18 protein-coding genes and 1 pseudogene are annotated in these 18,069 nt (G+C 70.7%); 7 read left to right on the top strand and 12 right to left on the bottom strand.

Features of this window, described 5'->3' with window-relative positions; genetic code table 11:
* Positions 1-7 precede the first annotated feature (7 nt).
* Positions 8-337, bottom strand: coding sequence for a hypothetical protein (locus tag ABS52_10200; GenBank protein ID ODT03248.1), 330 nt, complete (start codon positions 335-337; stop codon positions 8-10).
* Positions 338-651: 314 nt separating this feature from the next.
* Here ABS52_10200 and ABS52_10205 point away from each other — a divergent pair, with 314 nt between their 5' ends.
* Positions 652-1,491, top strand: a complete 840-nt coding sequence (locus ABS52_10205) for a protease HtpX (GenBank protein ODT03249.1) — start codon at positions 652-654, stop codon at positions 1,489-1,491.
* 143 nt (positions 1,492-1,634) lie between these two features.
* Here the strand turns inward: ABS52_10205 and ABS52_10210 are convergent, their stop codons facing one another.
* From ABS52_10210 to ABS52_10220, 3 genes are read right to left on the bottom strand one after another with little or no spacing between them, the layout of a single operon-like run.
* Entirely contained in the window at positions 1,635-1,994 is a 360-nt protein-coding gene (locus tag ABS52_10210) for a ferredoxin (protein ID ODT03250.1), read from the bottom strand.
* Positions 1,994-3,100 (bottom strand): hypothetical protein, encoded by a 1,107-nt coding sequence (locus tag ABS52_10215; GenBank protein ODT03251.1) that lies wholly within the window; start codon positions 3,098-3,100, stop codon positions 1,994-1,996. Before ABS52_10215 ends, ABS52_10210 begins: the two co-directional genes overlap by 1 nt.
* 18 nt (positions 3,101-3,118) lie before the next feature.
* Positions 3,119-3,445, bottom strand: a complete 327-nt coding sequence (locus ABS52_10220) for a hypothetical protein (protein ID ODT03252.1) — start codon at positions 3,443-3,445, stop codon at positions 3,119-3,121.
* 166 nt (positions 3,446-3,611) lie between these two features.
* Here ABS52_10220 and ABS52_10225 point away from each other — a divergent pair, with 166 nt between their 5' ends.
* From ABS52_10225 to ABS52_10240, 4 genes and pseudogenes are all read left to right on the top strand, one after another.
* On the top strand, positions 3,612-4,502 hold the full coding sequence (locus ABS52_10225; protein ID ODT03253.1) for a thiosulfate sulfurtransferase: 891 nt from the start codon (positions 3,612-3,614) through the stop codon (positions 4,500-4,502).
* Positions 4,503-4,537: 35 nt separating this feature from the next.
* Entirely contained in the window at positions 4,538-4,942 is a 405-nt protein-coding gene (locus tag ABS52_10230) for a hypothetical protein (GenBank protein ODT03276.1), read from the top strand.
* 1,166 nt (positions 4,943-6,108) lie between these two features.
* Positions 6,109-8,204: pseudogene (locus tag ABS52_10235) on the top strand (hypothetical protein).
* The gene (locus ABS52_10240; protein ID ODT03254.1) at positions 8,192-9,505 is read left to right on the top strand and encodes a hypothetical protein; all 1,314 of its coding nucleotides are present in this window, start codon (positions 8,192-8,194) and stop codon (positions 9,503-9,505) included. The pseudogene ABS52_10235 and the gene ABS52_10240 overlap by 13 nt, the downstream one beginning before the upstream one ends.
* A 328-nt stretch (positions 9,506-9,833) precedes the next feature.
* Here the strand turns inward: ABS52_10240 and ABS52_10245 are convergent, their stop codons facing one another.
* From ABS52_10245 to ABS52_10270, 6 genes are all read right to left on the bottom strand, one after another.
* Positions 9,834-10,169 (bottom strand): repressor, encoded by a 336-nt coding sequence (locus ABS52_10245; GenBank protein ODT03277.1) that lies wholly within the window; start codon positions 10,167-10,169, stop codon positions 9,834-9,836.
* A gap of 40 nt (positions 10,170-10,209) precedes the next feature.
* The gene (locus ABS52_10250; GenBank protein ODT03255.1) at positions 10,210-12,615 is read right to left on the bottom strand and encodes a copper-translocating P-type ATPase; all 2,406 of its coding nucleotides are present in this window, start codon (positions 12,613-12,615) and stop codon (positions 10,210-10,212) included.
* On the bottom strand, positions 12,612-12,998 hold the full coding sequence (locus tag ABS52_10255) for a copper-transporting ATPase (protein ODT03256.1): 387 nt from the start codon (positions 12,996-12,998) through the stop codon (positions 12,612-12,614). The genes ABS52_10250 and ABS52_10255 overlap by 4 nt, the downstream gene beginning before the upstream one ends.
* On the bottom strand, positions 12,995-13,204 hold the full coding sequence (locus ABS52_10260; protein ID ODT03257.1) for a copper resistance protein CopZ: 210 nt from the start codon (positions 13,202-13,204) through the stop codon (positions 12,995-12,997). The genes ABS52_10255 and ABS52_10260 overlap by 4 nt, the downstream gene beginning before the upstream one ends.
* Before the next feature lie 94 nt (positions 13,205-13,298).
* Complete coding sequence (locus ABS52_10265; protein ODT03258.1) at positions 13,299-13,559, bottom strand: hypothetical protein; 261 nt, start codon at positions 13,557-13,559, stop codon at positions 13,299-13,301.
* Positions 13,552-14,154, bottom strand: a complete 603-nt coding sequence (locus ABS52_10270) for a hypothetical protein (GenBank protein ODT03259.1) — start codon at positions 14,152-14,154, stop codon at positions 13,552-13,554. Before ABS52_10270 ends, ABS52_10265 begins: the two co-directional genes overlap by 8 nt.
* A gap of 189 nt (positions 14,155-14,343) precedes the next feature.
* Between ABS52_10270 and ABS52_10275 the strand changes: the two genes are divergently transcribed.
* Together ABS52_10275 and ABS52_10280 are read left to right on the top strand one after the other, a co-directional pair.
* A complete protein-coding gene (locus tag ABS52_10275; protein ODT03260.1) occupies positions 14,344-15,987 on the top strand; it encodes a hypothetical protein in 1,644 nt (547 codons plus the stop codon).
* 58 nt (positions 15,988-16,045) lie between these two features.
* Positions 16,046-16,681 carry a pyridoxamine 5'-phosphate oxidase gene (locus tag ABS52_10280; GenBank protein ODT03278.1) on the top strand — a complete coding sequence of 212 codons (636 nt, stop codon included), beginning with the start codon at positions 16,046-16,048 and terminating at the stop codon, positions 16,679-16,681.
* Positions 16,682-16,751: 70 nt separating this feature from the next.
* On the opposite strand, the gene ABS52_10285 is transcribed toward ABS52_10280, so the two are convergent.
* Both ABS52_10285 and ABS52_10290 read right to left on the bottom strand, forming a co-directional pair.
* Positions 16,752-17,663, bottom strand: coding sequence for a ribosome small subunit-dependent GTPase A (locus tag ABS52_10285; protein ID ODT03279.1), 912 nt, complete (start codon positions 17,661-17,663; stop codon positions 16,752-16,754).
* An 11-nt stretch (positions 17,664-17,674) separates the two neighbouring features.
* Positions 17,675-18,067 (bottom strand): hypothetical protein, encoded by a 393-nt coding sequence (locus ABS52_10290; GenBank protein ODT03261.1) that lies wholly within the window; start codon positions 18,065-18,067, stop codon positions 17,675-17,677.
* Between the last annotated feature and the right edge of the window lie 2 nt (positions 18,068-18,069).

Genomic DNA, 18,069 nt, shown 5'->3' on the forward strand with positions numbered 1-18,069 from the left:
GGGGCCCCTATCGCCGTTCGAGCGCGTCGCGCACGTCGAGCAGGATCTCGAAGTAGAGCTGCTCGCGGCGGTAGGCGAAGTCGAGCGACGCCATCTGCGACTCGTCGCCCGTGGCCTTGGCGCGCTCGAAGGCTTCGCGGTACATGTCGTCGAGATTGGCGAGGATGCGGTCGCGGGTACGGGACATACGGGTTCTCTGGATGGCGTGGGGGGTGAGGCGGGGCGCCTCGTCGACGGCGGGGGGGCGGGCCTCGGCGCTCGGCGACTCGATGGCGTCGAAGAGGTACTTCCTCGCGGCTCCCATGAAGAGTCGGCGCGGATTGAGCGAGTCGGGCATGCGGGGGCGCGAGGCGAGCAGAGGGCACGTCGAGGTGCGGCCGGGAACTTAGCCCCCCGTCGCCCCCGTCGGGAACCTCTCCCCCCATTCGCGGGTTCTTAGCAACTGAAGGGGAGTAGCTACGCGGAACCGACAATCCGCGCGGCCGAATCGTCAAGACTGCCCGGTTTCCGGGCACGGTTCGGCCGGGTCCTCCGGATCAGGCGAGACTTTCGAGCGACACCGGCAGATTGTCCGGGCGCTTGGAACGTCCGCCTTTTTTTTGCCCGTATCTCGTCTTCTCGTCTTCTCGTCTTCTCGTCCTCTGGTGAACAATGAACAACGTCAAGGTCTTCACCCTCATGGCCGCCATGACCGCCCTCTTCGTCGCCATCGGCGGAGGAGTGGGAGGGCAGTCCGGGGCACTCCTCGCGCTGATCTTCGCCGCGGGGATGAACCTGTTCATGTACTGGAACTCGTCGTCGATGGTCCTGCGCGCCTACGGGGCCCAGGTCGTCTCGCCGCACGAGGCACCGGAGCTCCATGAGATGGTGGATCGCCTGCGCCAGCGCGCGGGGCTCCCGATGCCGACCGTGGCGATCGCGCCGCACGCGCAGCCGAATGCCTTCGCCACGGGGCGCAACCCCGAGCATGCCGTGGTCTGCGTGACGCAAGGGATCATGCAGCTGGTGAACCGTGACGAGCTGGAGGGGGTCATCGCGCACGAGCTGGCGCACATCAAGAACCGCGACATGCTCCTGCAGACGGTGACCGCCTCGCTGGCGGGGGCCATCTCCAACCTGGCGATGATCGCGCAGTGGGGGGCGCTCCTCGGCGGGCGCGACGAAGAGGGGGAGTCGCCGTTCGCCGCCCTGGCGATGGCGATCGTCGCCCCGATCGCCGCAGGGCTGATCCAGTTTGCCATCTCGCGCCAGCGCGAGTTCAAGGCCGACGCGGTAGGGGCCCAGATCTCCGGGCGTCCGCTGGCGCTGGCGAGCGCGCTCCGCAAGCTGGACATGGCGGCGCACCGGATCCCGATGCAGGTGGCCCCCGCCGTGGCCCCGTTGGCACAGGTGAATCCGCTCTCCGCCTTTGGCGGCCGCGGCATGATGTCGCTCTTCTCGACGCACCCGTCGACGGAGCAGCGCGTGGCCCGGCTCGAGGCGATGGCTTAGGGGCAGAAGACGAGAAGACGAGAAGACGAGAAGACGAGAAGACGAGGGCGCGCGGCGACACTCGTTCCCTCCCCACTCTCGTCTTCTCCCCTTCCTCATCTCCTTGCGTCCCCTACTCCGCGCCCTCTCCCTCGACTGCTCCCCTACTCGGTCGCCCCCGTATCTTCACGGAGGTCGTGAAAGACGGCCTCGCGGATCACGCGCCCTTCCTTGAGGTGCTCCATCACGATCCGCTCGAGGCGCTCGTCGGTGACGTGATGGTACCAGGTTCCCTCGGGGTAGACCGCGACGATGGGGCCGCCCGCGCAGACGCCCAGACATGGCGCCTCGCTTCGCTTGACTCGAGAGGGGCCGAAGAGGAGCTCCTCGCGCTGGAGCAGCGACGCCAGGCGTGCGTACACGGCACGTCCTCGCCGTCCTGCCGAGCAGAACTCCCCGGTGCAGACCAGGACATGGCGGCTGTATCCCTCCATGAACGGAGGCTCGTCGTGCGGCGTCCCCATCAGCGTACCATGGCCATGATGATCTCCCCGACGATCAGGATGACGATCGCCCACTCCAGCACCTCGGCGCGGGTGGCCTGCGCCTCGGCGTTGAGCATCTCGTAGGTCTCGCGGACCAGGGTGAGCTTGCGGTCCACCCCGGCGCGCCACTCACGCCCGCGAAAGATCTCGAGCGCCGCCGAATAGACGCGTGCGAGGAAGACGTCGTCGGTGACCTTGAGCGCGTTCTCGGCGCGCTCCACCAGCTCGGTGGACTCGGCGTAGAGGCGCTGCATGTCGCCCAACAAGTTCGAGAAGCGGCGTGAAAAGTGGCGCATCGACGCGCCACGCGCCGCCTCGATGCGGCCGTACAACTTGGGGAGCTCGCCGTCGAGCACCGCATCGTAGTAGCGGAGCTCGAGGAGCTGGGCGTTGGCGAACTCCAGGATGTACTCGACATCGCTGGCCCCCTCCACCGGGTCGAGCACGAGGGCATTGTCCCAGGTCAGGACGGCGAGGTCGTCGGTGTAGTAGGAATAGCGGTGCTGCAGCAGGTCGTCGCGGGCCCGGGTGGCCAGGACGCGGCGCTCGTTGAGAAGGAGCGGGGCGAGGTCGACCGTGCGCGGGAGCGACTCGCTCGTGAGCGTCCCGCCGTCGTCGCCGCGCACCATGCGCATGCGGAAGACGACGTACTCCTCGCGCACCGGCGCAATGTTGGGGCGCTCGATGGCCGGGGCAATGCGCTCGACGAGGAGCTGCGCGTGGTGCTCCAGGAGGGCGGGGATCGCGGTCGCGTCGTCGACGGCGTTCCCGAAGGCGGCGAAGTCGTCCCAGGCGACGTCTTCCCCGGCGGGGATGCGCACGCACAGCGAGGCGACGCCGAAGTCGAAGACGCGCGCCAGGACCTCCGCGTCGTACGAGCGACCGCCGATCGCGACGCGCTCTCCCCCGAGAAGGACCGAGACAGGCGGGTTGGGGATCTGCAACGCGGCGGCTTCGCTGCGCACGGGGCGGACGCGAGCCGGCGCGCTGGAGGCGAGGACGCCGAGCGCCCCGTCGAGCGAGATGGAATAGCCCACGTCGAGCAGGCGGTACGCATGAGCCGCCCCACGGATGACGCGCGTCATTCCTCTCGCTCCGGGCACTCAGTCATCGTCGACGAGCTTGTTGTCTCCCGGCGGGGCCACGTAGCGGAGCGTCTCGACCACCGTGCCGCCCACCAGGTGCTCGCTCACGATGCGGCGCCCCCCCGCCTCGTCGACGTCGCAGTACCAGACGTCCTGGGGGTAGACGACGACCATGGGGCCGTGCCCACACTGGTTCATGCACCCCGACTTGTTGACGCGCACGGTATCGCCGAGCCCGGCCTCGCGGGCGGCGGACTTCATCGCCTTGAAGACGTCGATGCCCCCGGCCTTCTCGCACGTCTTGCCGAAGGAGCAGACGAAGACATGGTGCTTGTACTGTCCCATGGGTTGAAGCTAGGGCCACACCTCGCGCGTCCCAAGGGGACCGCGACGTTCCCCAGTAGGGGGGTACCTGGCGGAACGTGCCGGCGTCCTGCGGACTTCAAGGGTTGTGAGGCACCGCCTCTCCACTCCCGTTATCTATCCCGGGTACCGGCAACCAGGCTTCCTCATGACCACCATCAGCACTACCCCGACCATCGCCGCGAAGGGCTACGCCCACCCCGACGCCCTGGTGAGCACCGAATGGCTCGCCGAGCACCTCGATGACCCCTCCATCCGGATCCTCGAGAGCGACGAGGACGTCCTGCTCTACGCGATGGGACACATCCCGAACGCGCAACGGATCGACTGGCACACCGACCTGAACGACGGCGTGGTGCGCGACTACGTGTCGCGCGAGGCGTTCCAGGCGCTGGTGCGTGCGCGCGGCATCGACGAGCAGACGACCGTGATCTTCTACGGGGACAAGAACAACTGGTGGGCCTGTTATGCGTTCTGGGTCTTCCAGCTCTTCGGCTTCCGGAACGCGCGCATCCTCGACGGCGGGCGTTCGAAGTGGGAGCTCGAAGGTAGGCCGATGACGACCGAGGTCCCTTCCTTTCCACCGACCAGCTACGTCGCCCCCGAACGCGACGACGCCCGGATCCGCGCCTACATGCACGAGGTGCGCGCGCACATGGAGGCGGGGAAGGCGCTGGTGGACGTCCGGTCGACGCCGGAGTACACCGGCGAGCGCACACACATGCCGGAGTACCCGCAGGAGGGGACGCTGCGCGGCGGCCACATCCCGGGGGCGAAGTCGGTCCCGTGGGCGAGGGCGGCCAACCCCGACGGCTCGTTCAAGTCGGCGGCCGACCTGCGTGCCATCTACGAGGGGGAGCAGGGATTGCGCCCGGACGACGACGTCATCGCCTACTGCCGCATCGGCGAGCGCTCGTCGCACACCTGGTTCGTCCTCACGTACTTGTTAGGTTACCGGCACGTGCGCAACTACGACGGCAGCTGGACCGAATGGGGGAATGCCGTGCGCGCGCCCATCCGCCTGGGGAGCCAACCGTGAGCACGTTGGAGACGATTCCGGGGATCGAGATCAAGATGGTGAACCGGGTGCACCTGACGTGGGACGGTGAGCACCGGTTCGATGCGGGACGCCCGGGCGGGGTCACGCACCGCATCGACGCGAGCGCCAGGACCGGTCCCTCGCCGGTGGACACGTTGCTGAACGCCCTTGCCGCCTGCACGTCGGTGGACGTGGTGGACATCCTCGCCAAGCGGCGTACCCCGGTGCGGTCGCTGGAAGTCGACGTCGAGGGGGCTCGCGCGGCGGAAACGCCGGCTCGCCTGGTCGGGATCCTCCTGACGTTCCGGATCGCGGGGGCCGGGATCGAGCGGGTGCACGCGGAACGTGCGATCGAACTGGCGGTGACGAAGTACTGCTCGGTTCGCGACTCGCTCGATCCCAACCTTCCCGTGCGCTGGGCGCTGGAGCTGGAAGCATAGGCGACCGCGCCGACCTCGGACTCGTATCGGAGCCAGCGGCCCGGCGAGGCGGGTGAAGTCCGCACTTCCAATCGGTGGGGTTGTGCCGCAGCTTTTTATGGGTCGGGCGACCCATGCTCCCCACACCGGAATGTCGCACGATACGGTGCCCTCGGTGGACGGGTGAAGGTCAAGCCGCCCGTCTCGACCCGCTCCGTCGGTTTCCCGCTTCGGTTGCCCCTCGTGCGACTGCTTCGCCGCCCGATTGCCGCGCTGCTCGCGTTGTGGATGGCCCTGTATCTCGGGGCACCGCAGCTGGTGCATCCGTGCCCGGCACATTCGGCATTGCGTGCGTCGCATGCGGCGAGCGCCTCCAGCGCGGCACGCCACGGCGGACATCACCAGGCCGCACCCAGCGGCGCGCGCGGCGAGTCCGGCGCGCACGACCTGGTTTCCGCCGCGGGTGACCACGGGGAGCACCACCGCGGTGATCGGGCAGGCGACAGCTGCTGCTGTCCGGGCCCGCAGTGTGGGAGCGGGAGTGCGCTGCTCGAGGGCGCAGTCGCGTGGCATTTCGCCGGCGTCATCCGCGCCACGGACGCGAGGGCATTCGGGCCTCGCACCCCTGGCCGGCCGCGCGCCGCGCATTCCCTCCCCTTCGCCACCGCTCCTCCCGCCGCGCTGATCGCCTGACGCGCGCCGCCCGCGGCCGTTCGCGTTAGGCACCCCGCCGTCGACTCCCGACGCGCCAGCACCCGGGCCGGTTGGCCCCGTGCTGCGTGTTCGCCCGGGTACCCCTCCAACGCGGACGCACCCTCGTGTCACTTCGAATCTTCTCGCGCCCCTATGCGGCGCGCGTCACAGCCCTGCGTTCCCCAAGGGGACGCGTGTCACGCGATCGCCATCGCGTGGCGCTCACCCCCCGCCTGGTCATCACGTTGGGCATGGCACTCGTCACCCCCGCCACGCCCGCGCATGCGCAGGGCGGCGCCACCATCACGGGCATCGTGCGCGACGCCGGTACCCGTGCACCGATCCCCGACGCCGTCGTGCTCGTCCGCATGACGGTCCGCGCCGCGACCAACGGCTCGGGAACCAGAATCGCCGTAGGCACCGGCGCCCCGCGCGGAGCACAGACGGACGAGGCCGGCCGTTACACCCTTGCTGCCCTCCCCTCAGGAGAGGCCATGCTGACCGTGCAGCGCCTCGGCTACGCTCCGGTCGTCGACTCGATCTCGCTGGCCGACGGTCGCACCGCCACGCTGGACGTGGCGCTGTCGCCGGCGGCCCAGGTCATCGCGCCGATGGTCGTCTCCGCCACCCGTGAGGCACAAACGCGCACGGAAAACTCCGCCACCATCGACGCCATCGACGGCACGGCGATCCGCGAGGCGCGCGCGGCGCACCCGGCAGCGATCGCCCAGCGCATCCCCGGCGTGCACATCTCTCAACTGTCGGGGGAGGGGCACTCAACGGCGATCCGCCAGCCCATCTCCACCAAGCCGCTCTACCTGTATCTGGAGGATGGCGTTCCCACGCGCTCCACCGGCTTCTTCAACCACAACGCACTCTATGAGGTGAACCTGCCGCAGGCGGGGGGGATGGAGGTGCTGAAGGGGCCGGGGACCGCGCTGTACGGGAGCGACGCCATCGGCGGGGTGGTCAACGTCCTCACGCGCCCAGCCCCGGCCACGCCGTCGATCGACGTGTCGGTCGAGGGAGGGAGCTACGGCTATCACCGTGCCCTCCTCACCGGTGGGCTCACGCATGGCGCGCACGGCCTGCGTGTCGACGTCAATCGCACCACCGCTGACGGCTTCAAGGATGACGCACCCTACAAGCGCCTCAGCGCCACCGTGCGCCATGACCTCTCCACCAGCAGCGGCTGGAGCTTCCGAACGGTCGTGACGGGGACATCGGTCGAGCAGCGAGATGTCTTCGCCCTCGACGCCACCCAGTTCGACCGCCGTCCGGCGCTCAACCGGTCGCCCATCGCCTATCGCGACGTGTCGGCGCTCCGCTGGCACACCGCCGCCGAGTTCGAGCGTGGGACCACCCTCGTGAGCGTGACCCCCTTCGCCAGGCGCAACGTCCTCGACCTCCTCCCCAACTGGCAGCTGGGCTACAACCCCGAGATCTGGGACACGCGCAACAGCTCATGGGGGGCGTTGGTGAAGCTCCGTCGCGACTTCGCCCCGTGGCGCACGCGCGTCATCGCCGGCGCCGACCTCGAGGTCTCGCCGGGCTCAGCCAGGAACACCGGGATCGTCACCGGACGGACGGGACCCGACAGCGCGTGGACGAGCTATACCTTGGGCGCCGTGCACTATGACTACGACGTCACCTTCCGCCAGGCGTCGCCCTACCTCCACACCGAGTTCTCGCCGTTGCCGCGGACGCGCTTCGATGTCGGGCTCCGCTACGACCACAGCGGCTACCGCTACGCATCGCACCTGGCCGCCGTGCAGACGGGGCGCTTCCGGGTCCCGGCCGACACCTCGCCCACGTATGCGCGGTGGAGCCCCAAGGCCGGCGTGACCGTGGACCTGCGCCGTGACCTCAACCTGTATGCTTCCTATCGCGAGGGGTTCCGCGCCCCGGCGCAGAGCCAGCTCTTCCAGCAGGGCGCGAATCTGAACACGGTCGGGCTCGAACCCGTCACCGCCAGCAGCAAGGAGGTCGGGGCGCGCGGCAACCTGACGGCGCGCGCCACCTGGCAGGTCGCCGCATACGAGATGCGCGTCCGCAACAACTCCTCAGCGTCCTGGATGCCCAGGGGATCCAGACCACCTCGAACGCGGGCGCCACACGGCACCGGGGGCTGGAGGTGTCGCTCAGCGCGGCGCTCCTCGCGGACCTGCGACTGGACGTGGCGCACAGTCGCGCCAGCCACCAATACGAGCGCTGGGTGATCCCGGTGGGCGGGCAGAATCGCGACTATGCGGGCAAGACGATGGAGCAGGCGCCCGACGCACTCACCAATGTGCTCCTGAGCTGGAGCCCGGGCGCGCTGCATGGCGGTCGCCTCGCGGCGGAGTGGTCGGGCACCGGGCGGTACTACATGGATCCGGAGAACTCGCACAGCTACGCGGGCTTCGCGCTCTGGACACTGCATGCCAACTACATGCTGCGCGGGGTCGGCGAACTCTTCGCCCGCGTCACCAACCTTGCCAACCGGCGCTACGCCGAGCTGGTGTCCTACAACGCGTTCAGCCGTGAGCAGTTCACGCCCGGCAATCCGCGCATGGTCTTTGCGGGGGTACGGTTCACATGGGAGCGCTGACTGCGATGCGCCGCGCCCTCCAGGCCGCCGTTGTCGCACTCGCGCTCGCGAGCGCGCTGGGGTGCGCTCGCGCGCCCGAGATCATCCTTGACCGGCCGGCCACGCTCCGCGCCGCGACCGACGGCGGCGCCACGCCGATGTTCGCCATCGCCCCGAGTGGCGCGCGCACCCTGGCGTGGGTCTCCGCGCCCGGCGGCGGAAGCGATGGGCGCCTCTACACGTCCACCGACGGCGCGCCAGCCTCGGAGCTGCGCGACCCGTTGGGCGGCATCGAGCCGCACGGCGAGGCGCCGCCGAAGATCGGCTACGCGCCGGACGGCGCGCTCTATGCGCTGTACGCCGTCGCCCGACTGGAGGCGGCGCGCCGCTTTCCCTTCACGACCTTGCGCCTTGCCCGATCACCGGACGGCGGCCGTACCTGGGGCGCGCCGCACACGGTGCTGGGCGACGCCGTGCCGGGGTCACGCAACTTCCACGCGTTGCACGTGGCGGCAGACGGTTCGCTCTACGTCTCCTGGCTCGAGGCGCGGGGCGGCGCCCGGTCGGCGACCTACCTCACCCGCTCCACCGACGGAGGGATCACCTGGCGCCCCACCGTTCGCGTGGCCGAGGGAGAATCGTGTCCCTGCTGCCGCACCGCCATCGCGACCGCCCCCGACGGGACCCTGTTCCTGTCGTGGCGCACCGTCCTGGCCGGCAACGTGCGGGACATCGTCGTCGCCTCGTCGGCCGACCTGGGGGTCACCTGGAGTCCCGCCGTGCGCGTGCACGCCGACGACTTCGTCTTCGACGGGTGCCCGCACGCCGGTCCCTCGCTGCAGGTGGATGCCGCCGGGCGGCTCCACGTGGCCTGGTGGACGGGACGCGAAGGTCACGCGGGCGTGTACTACGCCCGCTCCGACGACGGGGGCCGCACGTTCGGGCCGCCCGTCGCGTTAGGCGTGGCTCCCTTCGCCCGCCCGGCGCACGCCCAGGTCGCGCTCCAGGGCGACGGCTCGGTCGTGGTGGCGTGGGACGACGCGCGCACCTCGCCCCCGCGCGTCCTCCTCCGGCGCTCGCGCGACGGCGGCGCGACCTTCGGCCCGGCGGTCATCGCCTCCGACACCACCGCAGCCGCGACCTTCCCGGTGCTCGCGCTCCACGGCGATGCGATCACCGTCGCCTGGGCGCAGCAATCCCGCGCGGCGCTGGAACACGCCGATCACGTCCGCCCCGACATGAAGGACCCCAACGCGGTGATGCCGCTGCCCGCCGTTGGGGCCCAAGTGGTCGTCGTGCGTCAGGGGTTCCTGCCGCCCTGACGTCCCCGCGGACGGAGAGGCGTGTCGTGGTGGCACCGGTTGGCGAAGGGCCTGTGTGCCGTGCGCGCCCGAACGGGCGGGCGTGCCCGGCGTCCCAGGCGCCTCGGGCACCCCGGGCGCTGCCGCCTGCCCCACGCGCAACGCGCCCGACACCACGGAATGCGCCGCGGCACTCCCGGGCATCAGGCACCACTGCCCCCCCGCCAGGATCATCACGATCCAGAGCGGCAGGGCAGCGGCCAGGGTGAGCGAACGGCGGAGCATGCGGATCAAGGCGTGAGCTGGTCGCGAGCGTGTCGCGAATCGGGACCGGAGCGAAGCCCCGGGGTCAACGCGCGTGACGGTACATGAGTTCGATCAACTCGTCGTAGACGGCCTCGGCGGCCTCCGGACCCGACTGCACCGCCGCCGCAACACAGTGGCGCAGGTGGTTGCGCATCAGTTCGCGCCCGGTGGCGCGGAGCGCCTCGTGCACCGACGAGATCTGCGTGAGGATGTCCGCACAGTAGCGGTCCTCCTCGACCATCCGCTGCAGCCCGCGCACCTGTCCCTCGATGCGCCGCAAGCGCTTGAGGTTGCGCTCCTTGATGGCGGGATCCACCGCCACCGCCTTGCGCCCCCCTTCCTGGTCGATGGCGCAGCCGCAGCCGCACGTCGTGGCCAGCGCTCCCTCGTCGCCCGGCAGGGCCCCCTTCTCGTGCGTGTCATGCATGGCGCTGACCCCTGGTGGGAGGACGCCAGGAGCGGAGACGCAGCGAGTTGCCCACGACCGAGACGGAGCTCATCGCCATCGCCGCACTGGCCAGGATGGGACTGAGGAGGAGGCGGAAGACCGGATAGAGCGCCCCCGCCGCCACCGGGATCCCGATGGAGTTGTAGATGAAGGCCCAGAACAGGTTCTGCTTCATGATGCGCAGGCTGGACCGGGCCAGCGCCAGGGCGTCGACCACGGAGGTCGGGTCGCCCCGCATCAGGGTGATGTCGCTCGCCTCGATCGCGATGTCGGTCCCGGTGCCGAGGGCGATGCCGACGTCGGCCTGGGCCAGCGACGGCGCGTCGTTGATGCCGTCACCGACCATCGCCACGACCCGCCCCTCGCGTTGCAGCCGGCGGATCTCCTCCACCTTGCCGTCGGGGCGCACGTCGGCCACCACGCGGGCAATCCCCGCCTGGCGGGCGATGGCCTCGGCGGTGCGGTGCGTGTCGCCCGTCAGCATCACCACCTCCATCCCCTGCGCCTTCAACGCCTCCACCGCCTGCGCGGCCGTCGGCTTGAGCGGGTCGGCGATGGCCAGCGCCCCCGTCAGGGTGCCGTTGACGGCGACATAGACGGGCGTGTAGCCGAGCGACGACCACGCACCCGCCTGCTCGCTGAGCGGGGCGACGTCGATCGCATTGTCGGCCATGAGGGCGGCGTTCCCCACCGCCAGCCCCTGTCCGTCGACGACCCCCACCACCCCCTTCCCGGTCACCGAGTCGAACGCCTCGGCCCGCACGAGGGCGGCGCCCATGGCCGTCGCCCGCGCCGCGATCGCCTCGCCTAACGGGTGCTCCGAGGACTGCTCGAGCGACGCGACCAGGCGCAGCATCTCGCCCTCGCTCACCTCGGCGCCACGTTGCACGACCGCCATCACTTCCGGGCGCCCTGCGGTGATCGTCCCCGTCTTGTCGAAGACGACCGTGTCCACCCGCGACGCCCGTTCCAGCGCCTCGCCCCCCTTGATCAGGACACCCAGCTGCGCCCCGCGCCCCGTGGCCACCATCACGGCCGTCGGGACCGCCAGTCCCATCGCGCACGGACAGGCGATGATCAGGACCGCCACGGCCGCCGCGAAGCCGCGCACGAACGGCGCCGAGTCGCTGGCCACGAACCAGGTCACGAACGTCGCCACGGCGATCGACAGGACGATGGGGACGAAGATCCCGCTGATCCGGTCGGCTTGCCGCTGGATGGGGGCCCGTGTCCCCTGCGCATCCTTCATCAGCGCCACGATCTGGGACAGGACCGAATCGGCGCCCAACGTCGTGGCCCGGAAGCGGAACGCCCCGGTGCGGTTGACCGAGCCGCCGATCACGCGGTCGTCGACCCGCTTGGCCACGGGCATCGACTCGCCGGTGAGCATCGACTCGTCCACCGCGCTCTCGCCGGAGACGATCACCCCATCCACCGGAATGCGCTCCCCCGGGCGCACGCCGATCACGTCGCCACTGCGCACCTGCTCCAGCGGGAGCTCCACCTCCACCCCGTCACGGTCCACCCGGGCCACCTTGGGCTGCAAGTCGATGAGCTTGCGTAATGCCGACGACGTCTCGCCCTTCGCCCTGGCCTCCATCGCGTTCCCGACGAGGATGAGGGCGATGATGATGATGACCGCCTCGTAGTAGACGTCGGGGGCCACTCCGCGCGCGATGAAGAAGCCCGGCGCGAGCGTCGCCGCCGCGGAGAAGAGGAAGGCCGCCCCGGTGCCGATCGCGATGAGCGTGTTCATGTCGGCCGAGCGATGACGGAACGCCTGCCAGGCGCGCGTATAGAAGTGCCGTCCCGCCCACCCCATGATCACCAGCGTCAGCGCCAGCAGCGCGTAGCCGAGCGTCGTGGCGGGGATGGCGTAGACCCACGGCATCACGCGCCGGAGGGCCGGGTCGAGCACCATCATCGACCACCGCATGAAGGGATCGGCGGTCTCGCCCATCCCCAGGTGTGCGTTGGCCGACATGAGCGGCATCGAGACGACCATCGCGACGACCCCGACCAGCGCGGCGATGATCGCCTTGTGTCGCAGCTCGGCGTATTCCTGTCGACGCGCCGCATCCTGCGCGTCCTGCTCCTCGGCCGCGGTACGCCCCGGCACGGGGAGCTCGGCGCCATAGCCCGTGTCGCGGATGCGCTCGACCAGGGTGGCGGGGTCGATGCGCGCGGGGTCATAGGCGACCGTCGCGCTGTTGGTCATCAGGTTCACGGTGGCGTCGAGCACCCCGGGCGTCTTGCCCAGGGTGCGCTGGACGCGCCCCTGGCACGCCGCGCAGGTCATCCCGCTCACCGGAATCACCACCGTGCTCCGCTCGTCGGCCGCCGCCCCCCGCGGCTCGGCCGAAAGAGATGTCGTCATGACCGGTCCTCCACCACGATCGTTCCCCGCAGCATTCCCATCCCGCACATGAACTCATGGGTCCCCGGCGCCCCCGCGGTCAGTTCCACCGCGGTCTTCTCGTGCGCCGGGAGGAAGCGCCGCACGCCGAAGTCGGGAATGACCACTTCCTCGGAGCAGCTCGAGTCCTCCTGCCGGTCGAAGACCAGGGTCACGCGGGCGCCGCGCGGCACGCGCACGGTCGAGGGGGTGTAGCCCCCCCGCACCACGATCGGGACCCGGGCCGCACCGCCAGCCGCAACAGCCGCCGTTGCCCCCTCGCCCTCGGAGAAGAAGAAGTACCAGTTGATGAGGGCAATCAGGACGAGGCCGCCGGCCACCACTCCCCAGTCCGCGGCGCTCACGTGACCTCCTGCGCGTCGTAACCCGCGTCGCCCACGGCCTCGATCAGCGCCCCCACCGTCGTCCGCGAGGGGTCGTATGCGACCGTCGCCGAACCGATGGCCAGCTGCTCGAGCGTCGCCCCCTCGACGGCGGTGATCGCCTTGCGCACCGCCTGGACGCAGTGTCCGCACGACATGCCCGAAACCTTCAGCGTGATCCGCTCCATGTGTCCCTCCCGAGGTGTATTCGGGGGAACCATATACCCCCCGATGGTATCCAGATTAGATACCTCCGGGGGGTATGTCAATAGGGGGACCGCCTCAGGTGATGTCGAGCCCGGCCTCCCGCAGCTTGGCCACCACGCGGGCGCGAAGGTCCTGCGAGCAGCAGCGCACCTCGCGCGTCTCGTGGAGGGCGGCAAGGAAGCGCTCGGCGAACTCGGCGTGCGGGACGCAGTGCGAGCACTCGGCCAGGTGCCGCCGGACCGCGATCATGCGCTCGGGGGTCAGCTCGGCATCCACGTAGTCCCAGAGCTGTTGCATGGCCGACGTGCAGTCGACCTTCGGCGAGTTTTCAGTCATCGGTCCGCTCCTCCCCCATCGACGCCGCCGAGGCGAAGCCGGCGTCACGGGCGTACTCCCTCAGTTTTTCCTGCAGCTGGCGCCGCCCCCGAAAGAGACGGGAGCGAACCGTCCCGACGGGGACCCCCAGCACCTCCGATGCGGCGTCGTAGGACTGGTCCTCCACGTCGACGAGCACGACCGTGGACCGAAATGGTTCCGGCAGCTCATCGATCGCGCGCTGGAGGGCAGGCGCGAGGTCGACTCGGGCGAGCAGCTGGTCGAGCCCATTGCGACGACCGTCCTCCTGGACCGCGACCGCGGCCAACGCCTCCGCATCGCCATCCTCCACCTCGACCTCGTGCCGGCGCTTCTCGAGCGAGCGCAGGAAGGCGTTGCGACAGATCGTGAAGAGCCAGCGCCGCGCATCGCTCCCCGGCTGGAAGGTGTGCCAGGAACGGAAGGCGCGCAGGTACGTCTCCTGGACCAGGTCCTCGGCATCTGCCGGGTTCCGGGTCAGGGAGTAGGCGAACCGGTACACATCGTCCATGTATGGGAGCGCGTCGCGCGCGAACTCCGCATCGCGTGACGCATCCCCTTCGACCGCTGGTGCCATGTCCCCCACCTAGCCGGGTGATCGCTGCGGGGTTCCCTTCCCCGCGTGATGGACGATAACCACGGCCGCCCGCGGGGGCGAGCGTCGCGCGCGGCTCGGCAGCACCGATGTAGATTCCCCCGTGGCCGCCCACGCGCCCGACGGGTCGGGGCGCGGCGGCTTCCCGATGACGAGGCTCCCGTCTCCTCCATGACATCGCCGTACTCGCCGACGCCCGTGCCCATCGCCGCGCGCGGCGGCACCACGGGGCACCCCGCGGACACCTTTCAGGGCTCGGAGGCGTGGACACGCGCCCTGATCGACCGCGCGGGGTTCGGCGTGTTCCGCTGCACGGCCGACGGGACGCTGGTGGACGTGAACGCCGCGTTGGCGACGATGCTCGGCTTCTCCGACCCCGGGGCGCTCAAGGCGTCCGGGTTGTCCGACACGCTGTGGAGCTCGCGCGAGGAGCGCGAGCGCTGCCTGGCGGAGCTGGAGAGCGGGGCGCGCGAGACGTCGCACGACGTGCAGGCCCGGCGCCGTGACGGGAGCGTGTTGCACCTGCGGCTGTCGGTGACCGCCGACCGCGACGGGCGGGGACGCGTCCGGTTCGTCGAGGGGATCGCCGAGAACATCACCGAGCGCGAGCGACGCGAGGAGGTGGTGCGGCGCGGCGAGCGCATGGCCGCGCTCGGCCGCACGCTGGCCGGCGTGGCGCACGAGATCAACAACCCGCTGGCCGCCATCTCCGGCTTCGCCCAGATCCTCCTGAAGCGGGAGCAGCCCGCCGAGGACCGGCACGCGCTGGAGACGATGCTGCACGAGGCACGGCGTGCGGCGCGCATCGTGAAGGACCTCCTCGCCATCGCCCGGCGCCAGGAGGGGACGGAGCGGGTCCGCGTCGACGCGAGCGCCGTCGTCAGCTACATCGTCGACACCCAGCGCTACGCGATGGAAACCCGCGGCATCCGCGCCAGTGTGCAGCTGGCGACGGCGCCGGCCTGGGTCCTGGTGGACCCGGCGCAGCTGGAGCAGGTGGTGCTCAACCTCGTGGTCAATGCGCGCCAGGCCCTCGAGTCGGGGCTCGAGCGCCGGCACGAGGATGACGGATGGATTCCCTCGCTCGGCGTGGGGACGCGCGTGGAGGACGAGCAGGTCCTGATCGAGGTCGCGGACAACGGACCCGGCATTCCGGTACGCGACCTTCCGCGTATCTGGGAGCCATTCTGGACGACACGCGAGGAGGGCGAGGGGTCGGGGCTTGGCCTGTCGGTCGTGCACGGCATCATCGGGGCGCTTGGCGGGACGATCGACGTGTCGAGTGCGCCCGGCCAGGCGACGCGCTTCACCGTTTCACTTCCGTACGCCGGGCCGGCACCCTCGTCGGTGCCGGAGCCTGCCGCCAGCGCCGACGCCGCCGACCTCGCCGACCTCGCCGACCACGCCGCCAGCGCCGACGGCGAGGCGCCGCAGCCGCAGCCGCAGGCGCCGCGCCCCCTCGACATCCTGGTGGTCGACGACGAAAGCGTCATCCGCGAGCTCCTCTCCCGCTTCCTCGCCCGGCGCGGGCACGCGGTCCTGGCGGCGGTGAACGGCGAGCACGCATTGCGGCTGGCGGAACAGGGATCGTTCGACGTCGTGATCAGCGACCTGCACATGCCCGGGATGGACGGGCGGGCGCTGATCCGGCGCTTGCGCCTCCTCCCATCCACCGCACGCACGCGCTTCTTCCTCTCCACGGGCGACGCGGTCGCCTCGCCGGGCCGTCCCGGCGACGAGGACACCGCCGACGTCGAGGTCGTCACCAAGCCCTACGACGTCGACGCCCTCGTGGACCTCGTCGAGGGACGATGACGCCACGTCTCCTGACGCCCCCATGCCCTCGCTGGCGCCCCCTTACGCCCTCGTGACGATGACCCTTGCCGACCTGCGGCGTGAATACACGCGCGCCTCGCTCGACGTCGCCGACGTCGACGCCAACCCGATCGTCCAGTTCCAGCATTGGTTCGACGAGGCCTGTCGCGCCGAGATCCTGGAGCCGAACGCGATGACGCTCGCCACGGTGGACGCGGATGGGCGTCCTTCGGCGCGCATCGTCCTGCTCAAGGACGTCACCGCGCGGGGGTTCGTCTTCTTCACCGACTATCGCTCGCACAAGGGGCAGGCGCTGGCAGCCCATCCCGTCGCGGCGCTCTGCTTCTTCTGGAAGGAGATCGAGCGGCAGGTGCGGGTGAGCGGGACGGTGGAGCGCATCTCGCGCGAGGAGTCGGCGGCGTACTACGACAGTCGCCCGCTGGGGAGCCGGATCGGCGCGTGGGCCTCGGTGCAGAGCGCGGTGATTCCCGGGCGCGAGTGGCTCGAGGAGGCGGTGGCGCGCGTCGCCGACACGTATGCGTCGGGCGACGTCCCGCTGCCGCCTCACTGGGGCGGGTATCGCGTGACCCCGGACGAGCTCGAGTTCTGGCAGGGGCGCGAGAGCCGCCTGCACGACCGGTTGCGCTATCGTCGCGCGGACGGGGGGTGGAGCCTGGAGCGGCTGTCGCCCTGACGCCTGCGTCACGCGCGCAGAGCTCGCGTGCGAACCACGCGCGCCGACCACGCGCGCCGAGCCTTCACGTTCACCACGCGCGCTCGGCGGCCTCGAGCTCCTCGCGCAGCTTGACGTAGCTCTCGTAGCGCGAGGGGGAGACGCGTCCGCCCTCGAGCGCCTCGCGCACGCCGCAGTGGGGCTCGGCCACGTGACGGCAGTCGGCGAAGCGGCACTCGGCGAGGGACGGGACAAACTCCGGGAAGCATTGCGCGAGCGCGCCGGATGGCAGGCCCCAGAGTCCGACCTCGCGCAGTCCCGGGGTGTCGACCACGTAGCCGCCATCGGGGAGCGGGTGCATGCGCGCGCCGACGGTGGTGTGGCGCCCCTTGTTGACCGACTCGCTGATGGCCCCCACGCGCAGGTCGAGCCCCGGGTAGAGGGCGTTGAGCAGCGATGACTTGCCCACGCCCGACGGGCCGCTGAGCACCGACACCCGTCCCCGCAGGGCATCGTGCAGGGCGTCCATCCCCTCGCCGCTCACCGTGCTGGTGAGGTGGAGGGGGTAGCCGAGCGCGGCGTAGGGGGCGAATCGCGCCGCCGCCTGGCCGGGGGCGGCGAGGTCCACCTTGTTGACCACGATGCGGGCCGCGATCCCGTTGGCCTCGGCGATCACGAGGAAGCGGTCGAGCATCTTGTCGTTAGGCTCGGGCTTCACCGCCGCGAAGACCACGACGACCTGGTCCACGTTGGCGACGACCACGCGCTCGCCGCGTCCCCCGCCCGGGGCCCGGCGCGCCAGTTGCGAGCGCCGGGGGAGGATGCCGCCGATCGCCCAGGCGCCGGTGACGTCGTCATGGTCGAGCGTCACCTCGTCGCCGACGGCGAGCTTGAGGTGGGCGGCGTGCTTCACGCGCCCGCGCAGCGCGGCGATGCATGTCGTCCCTTCTCCGAGGCGGACTTGCCACTGCCCACCCGTCCCCTGCAACACCACCCCGCGCATCTCCCCCTCGCTCACCCGTCCTCCCGCATCACGTCCCACCAGCGCCGCTGGTTCGTCCCGCCGGCGGCGTCGGCCAACCGGGCTTCGAGCACCGCGCGCACGTCGGCCAGGGGCCAGCGGCCCAGGGCGTCGATCGCCTCGTCGGGGGTTCCGCCCCACGCCAGGAAGTCGCTCTCGAGGTGTCCCTCGACGCCCTGCGCCCCCACGCGCCGCCACCGCAGGAAGAGGAAGTAGGCGCCGAACGGACGCCCCGCCTCCCCGGTGGCATCGGCCTCGATGGCCACGGAGTACGACATGCCGTCGGACCCCTCGAAGGCGGCAGGGCGGGCGTGGACGCGCAGGTAGCCGCCGATGGTGTTGGCATCGCCTTGCGAGTGGTCGGGGGGGAGCCACTGGCCTGCCATCG

It is taken from the genome of Gemmatimonadetes bacterium SCN 70-22 (genome assembly GCA_001724275.1).
GTDB lineage: Bacteria > Gemmatimonadota > Gemmatimonadetes > Gemmatimonadales > Gemmatimonadaceae > SCN-70-22.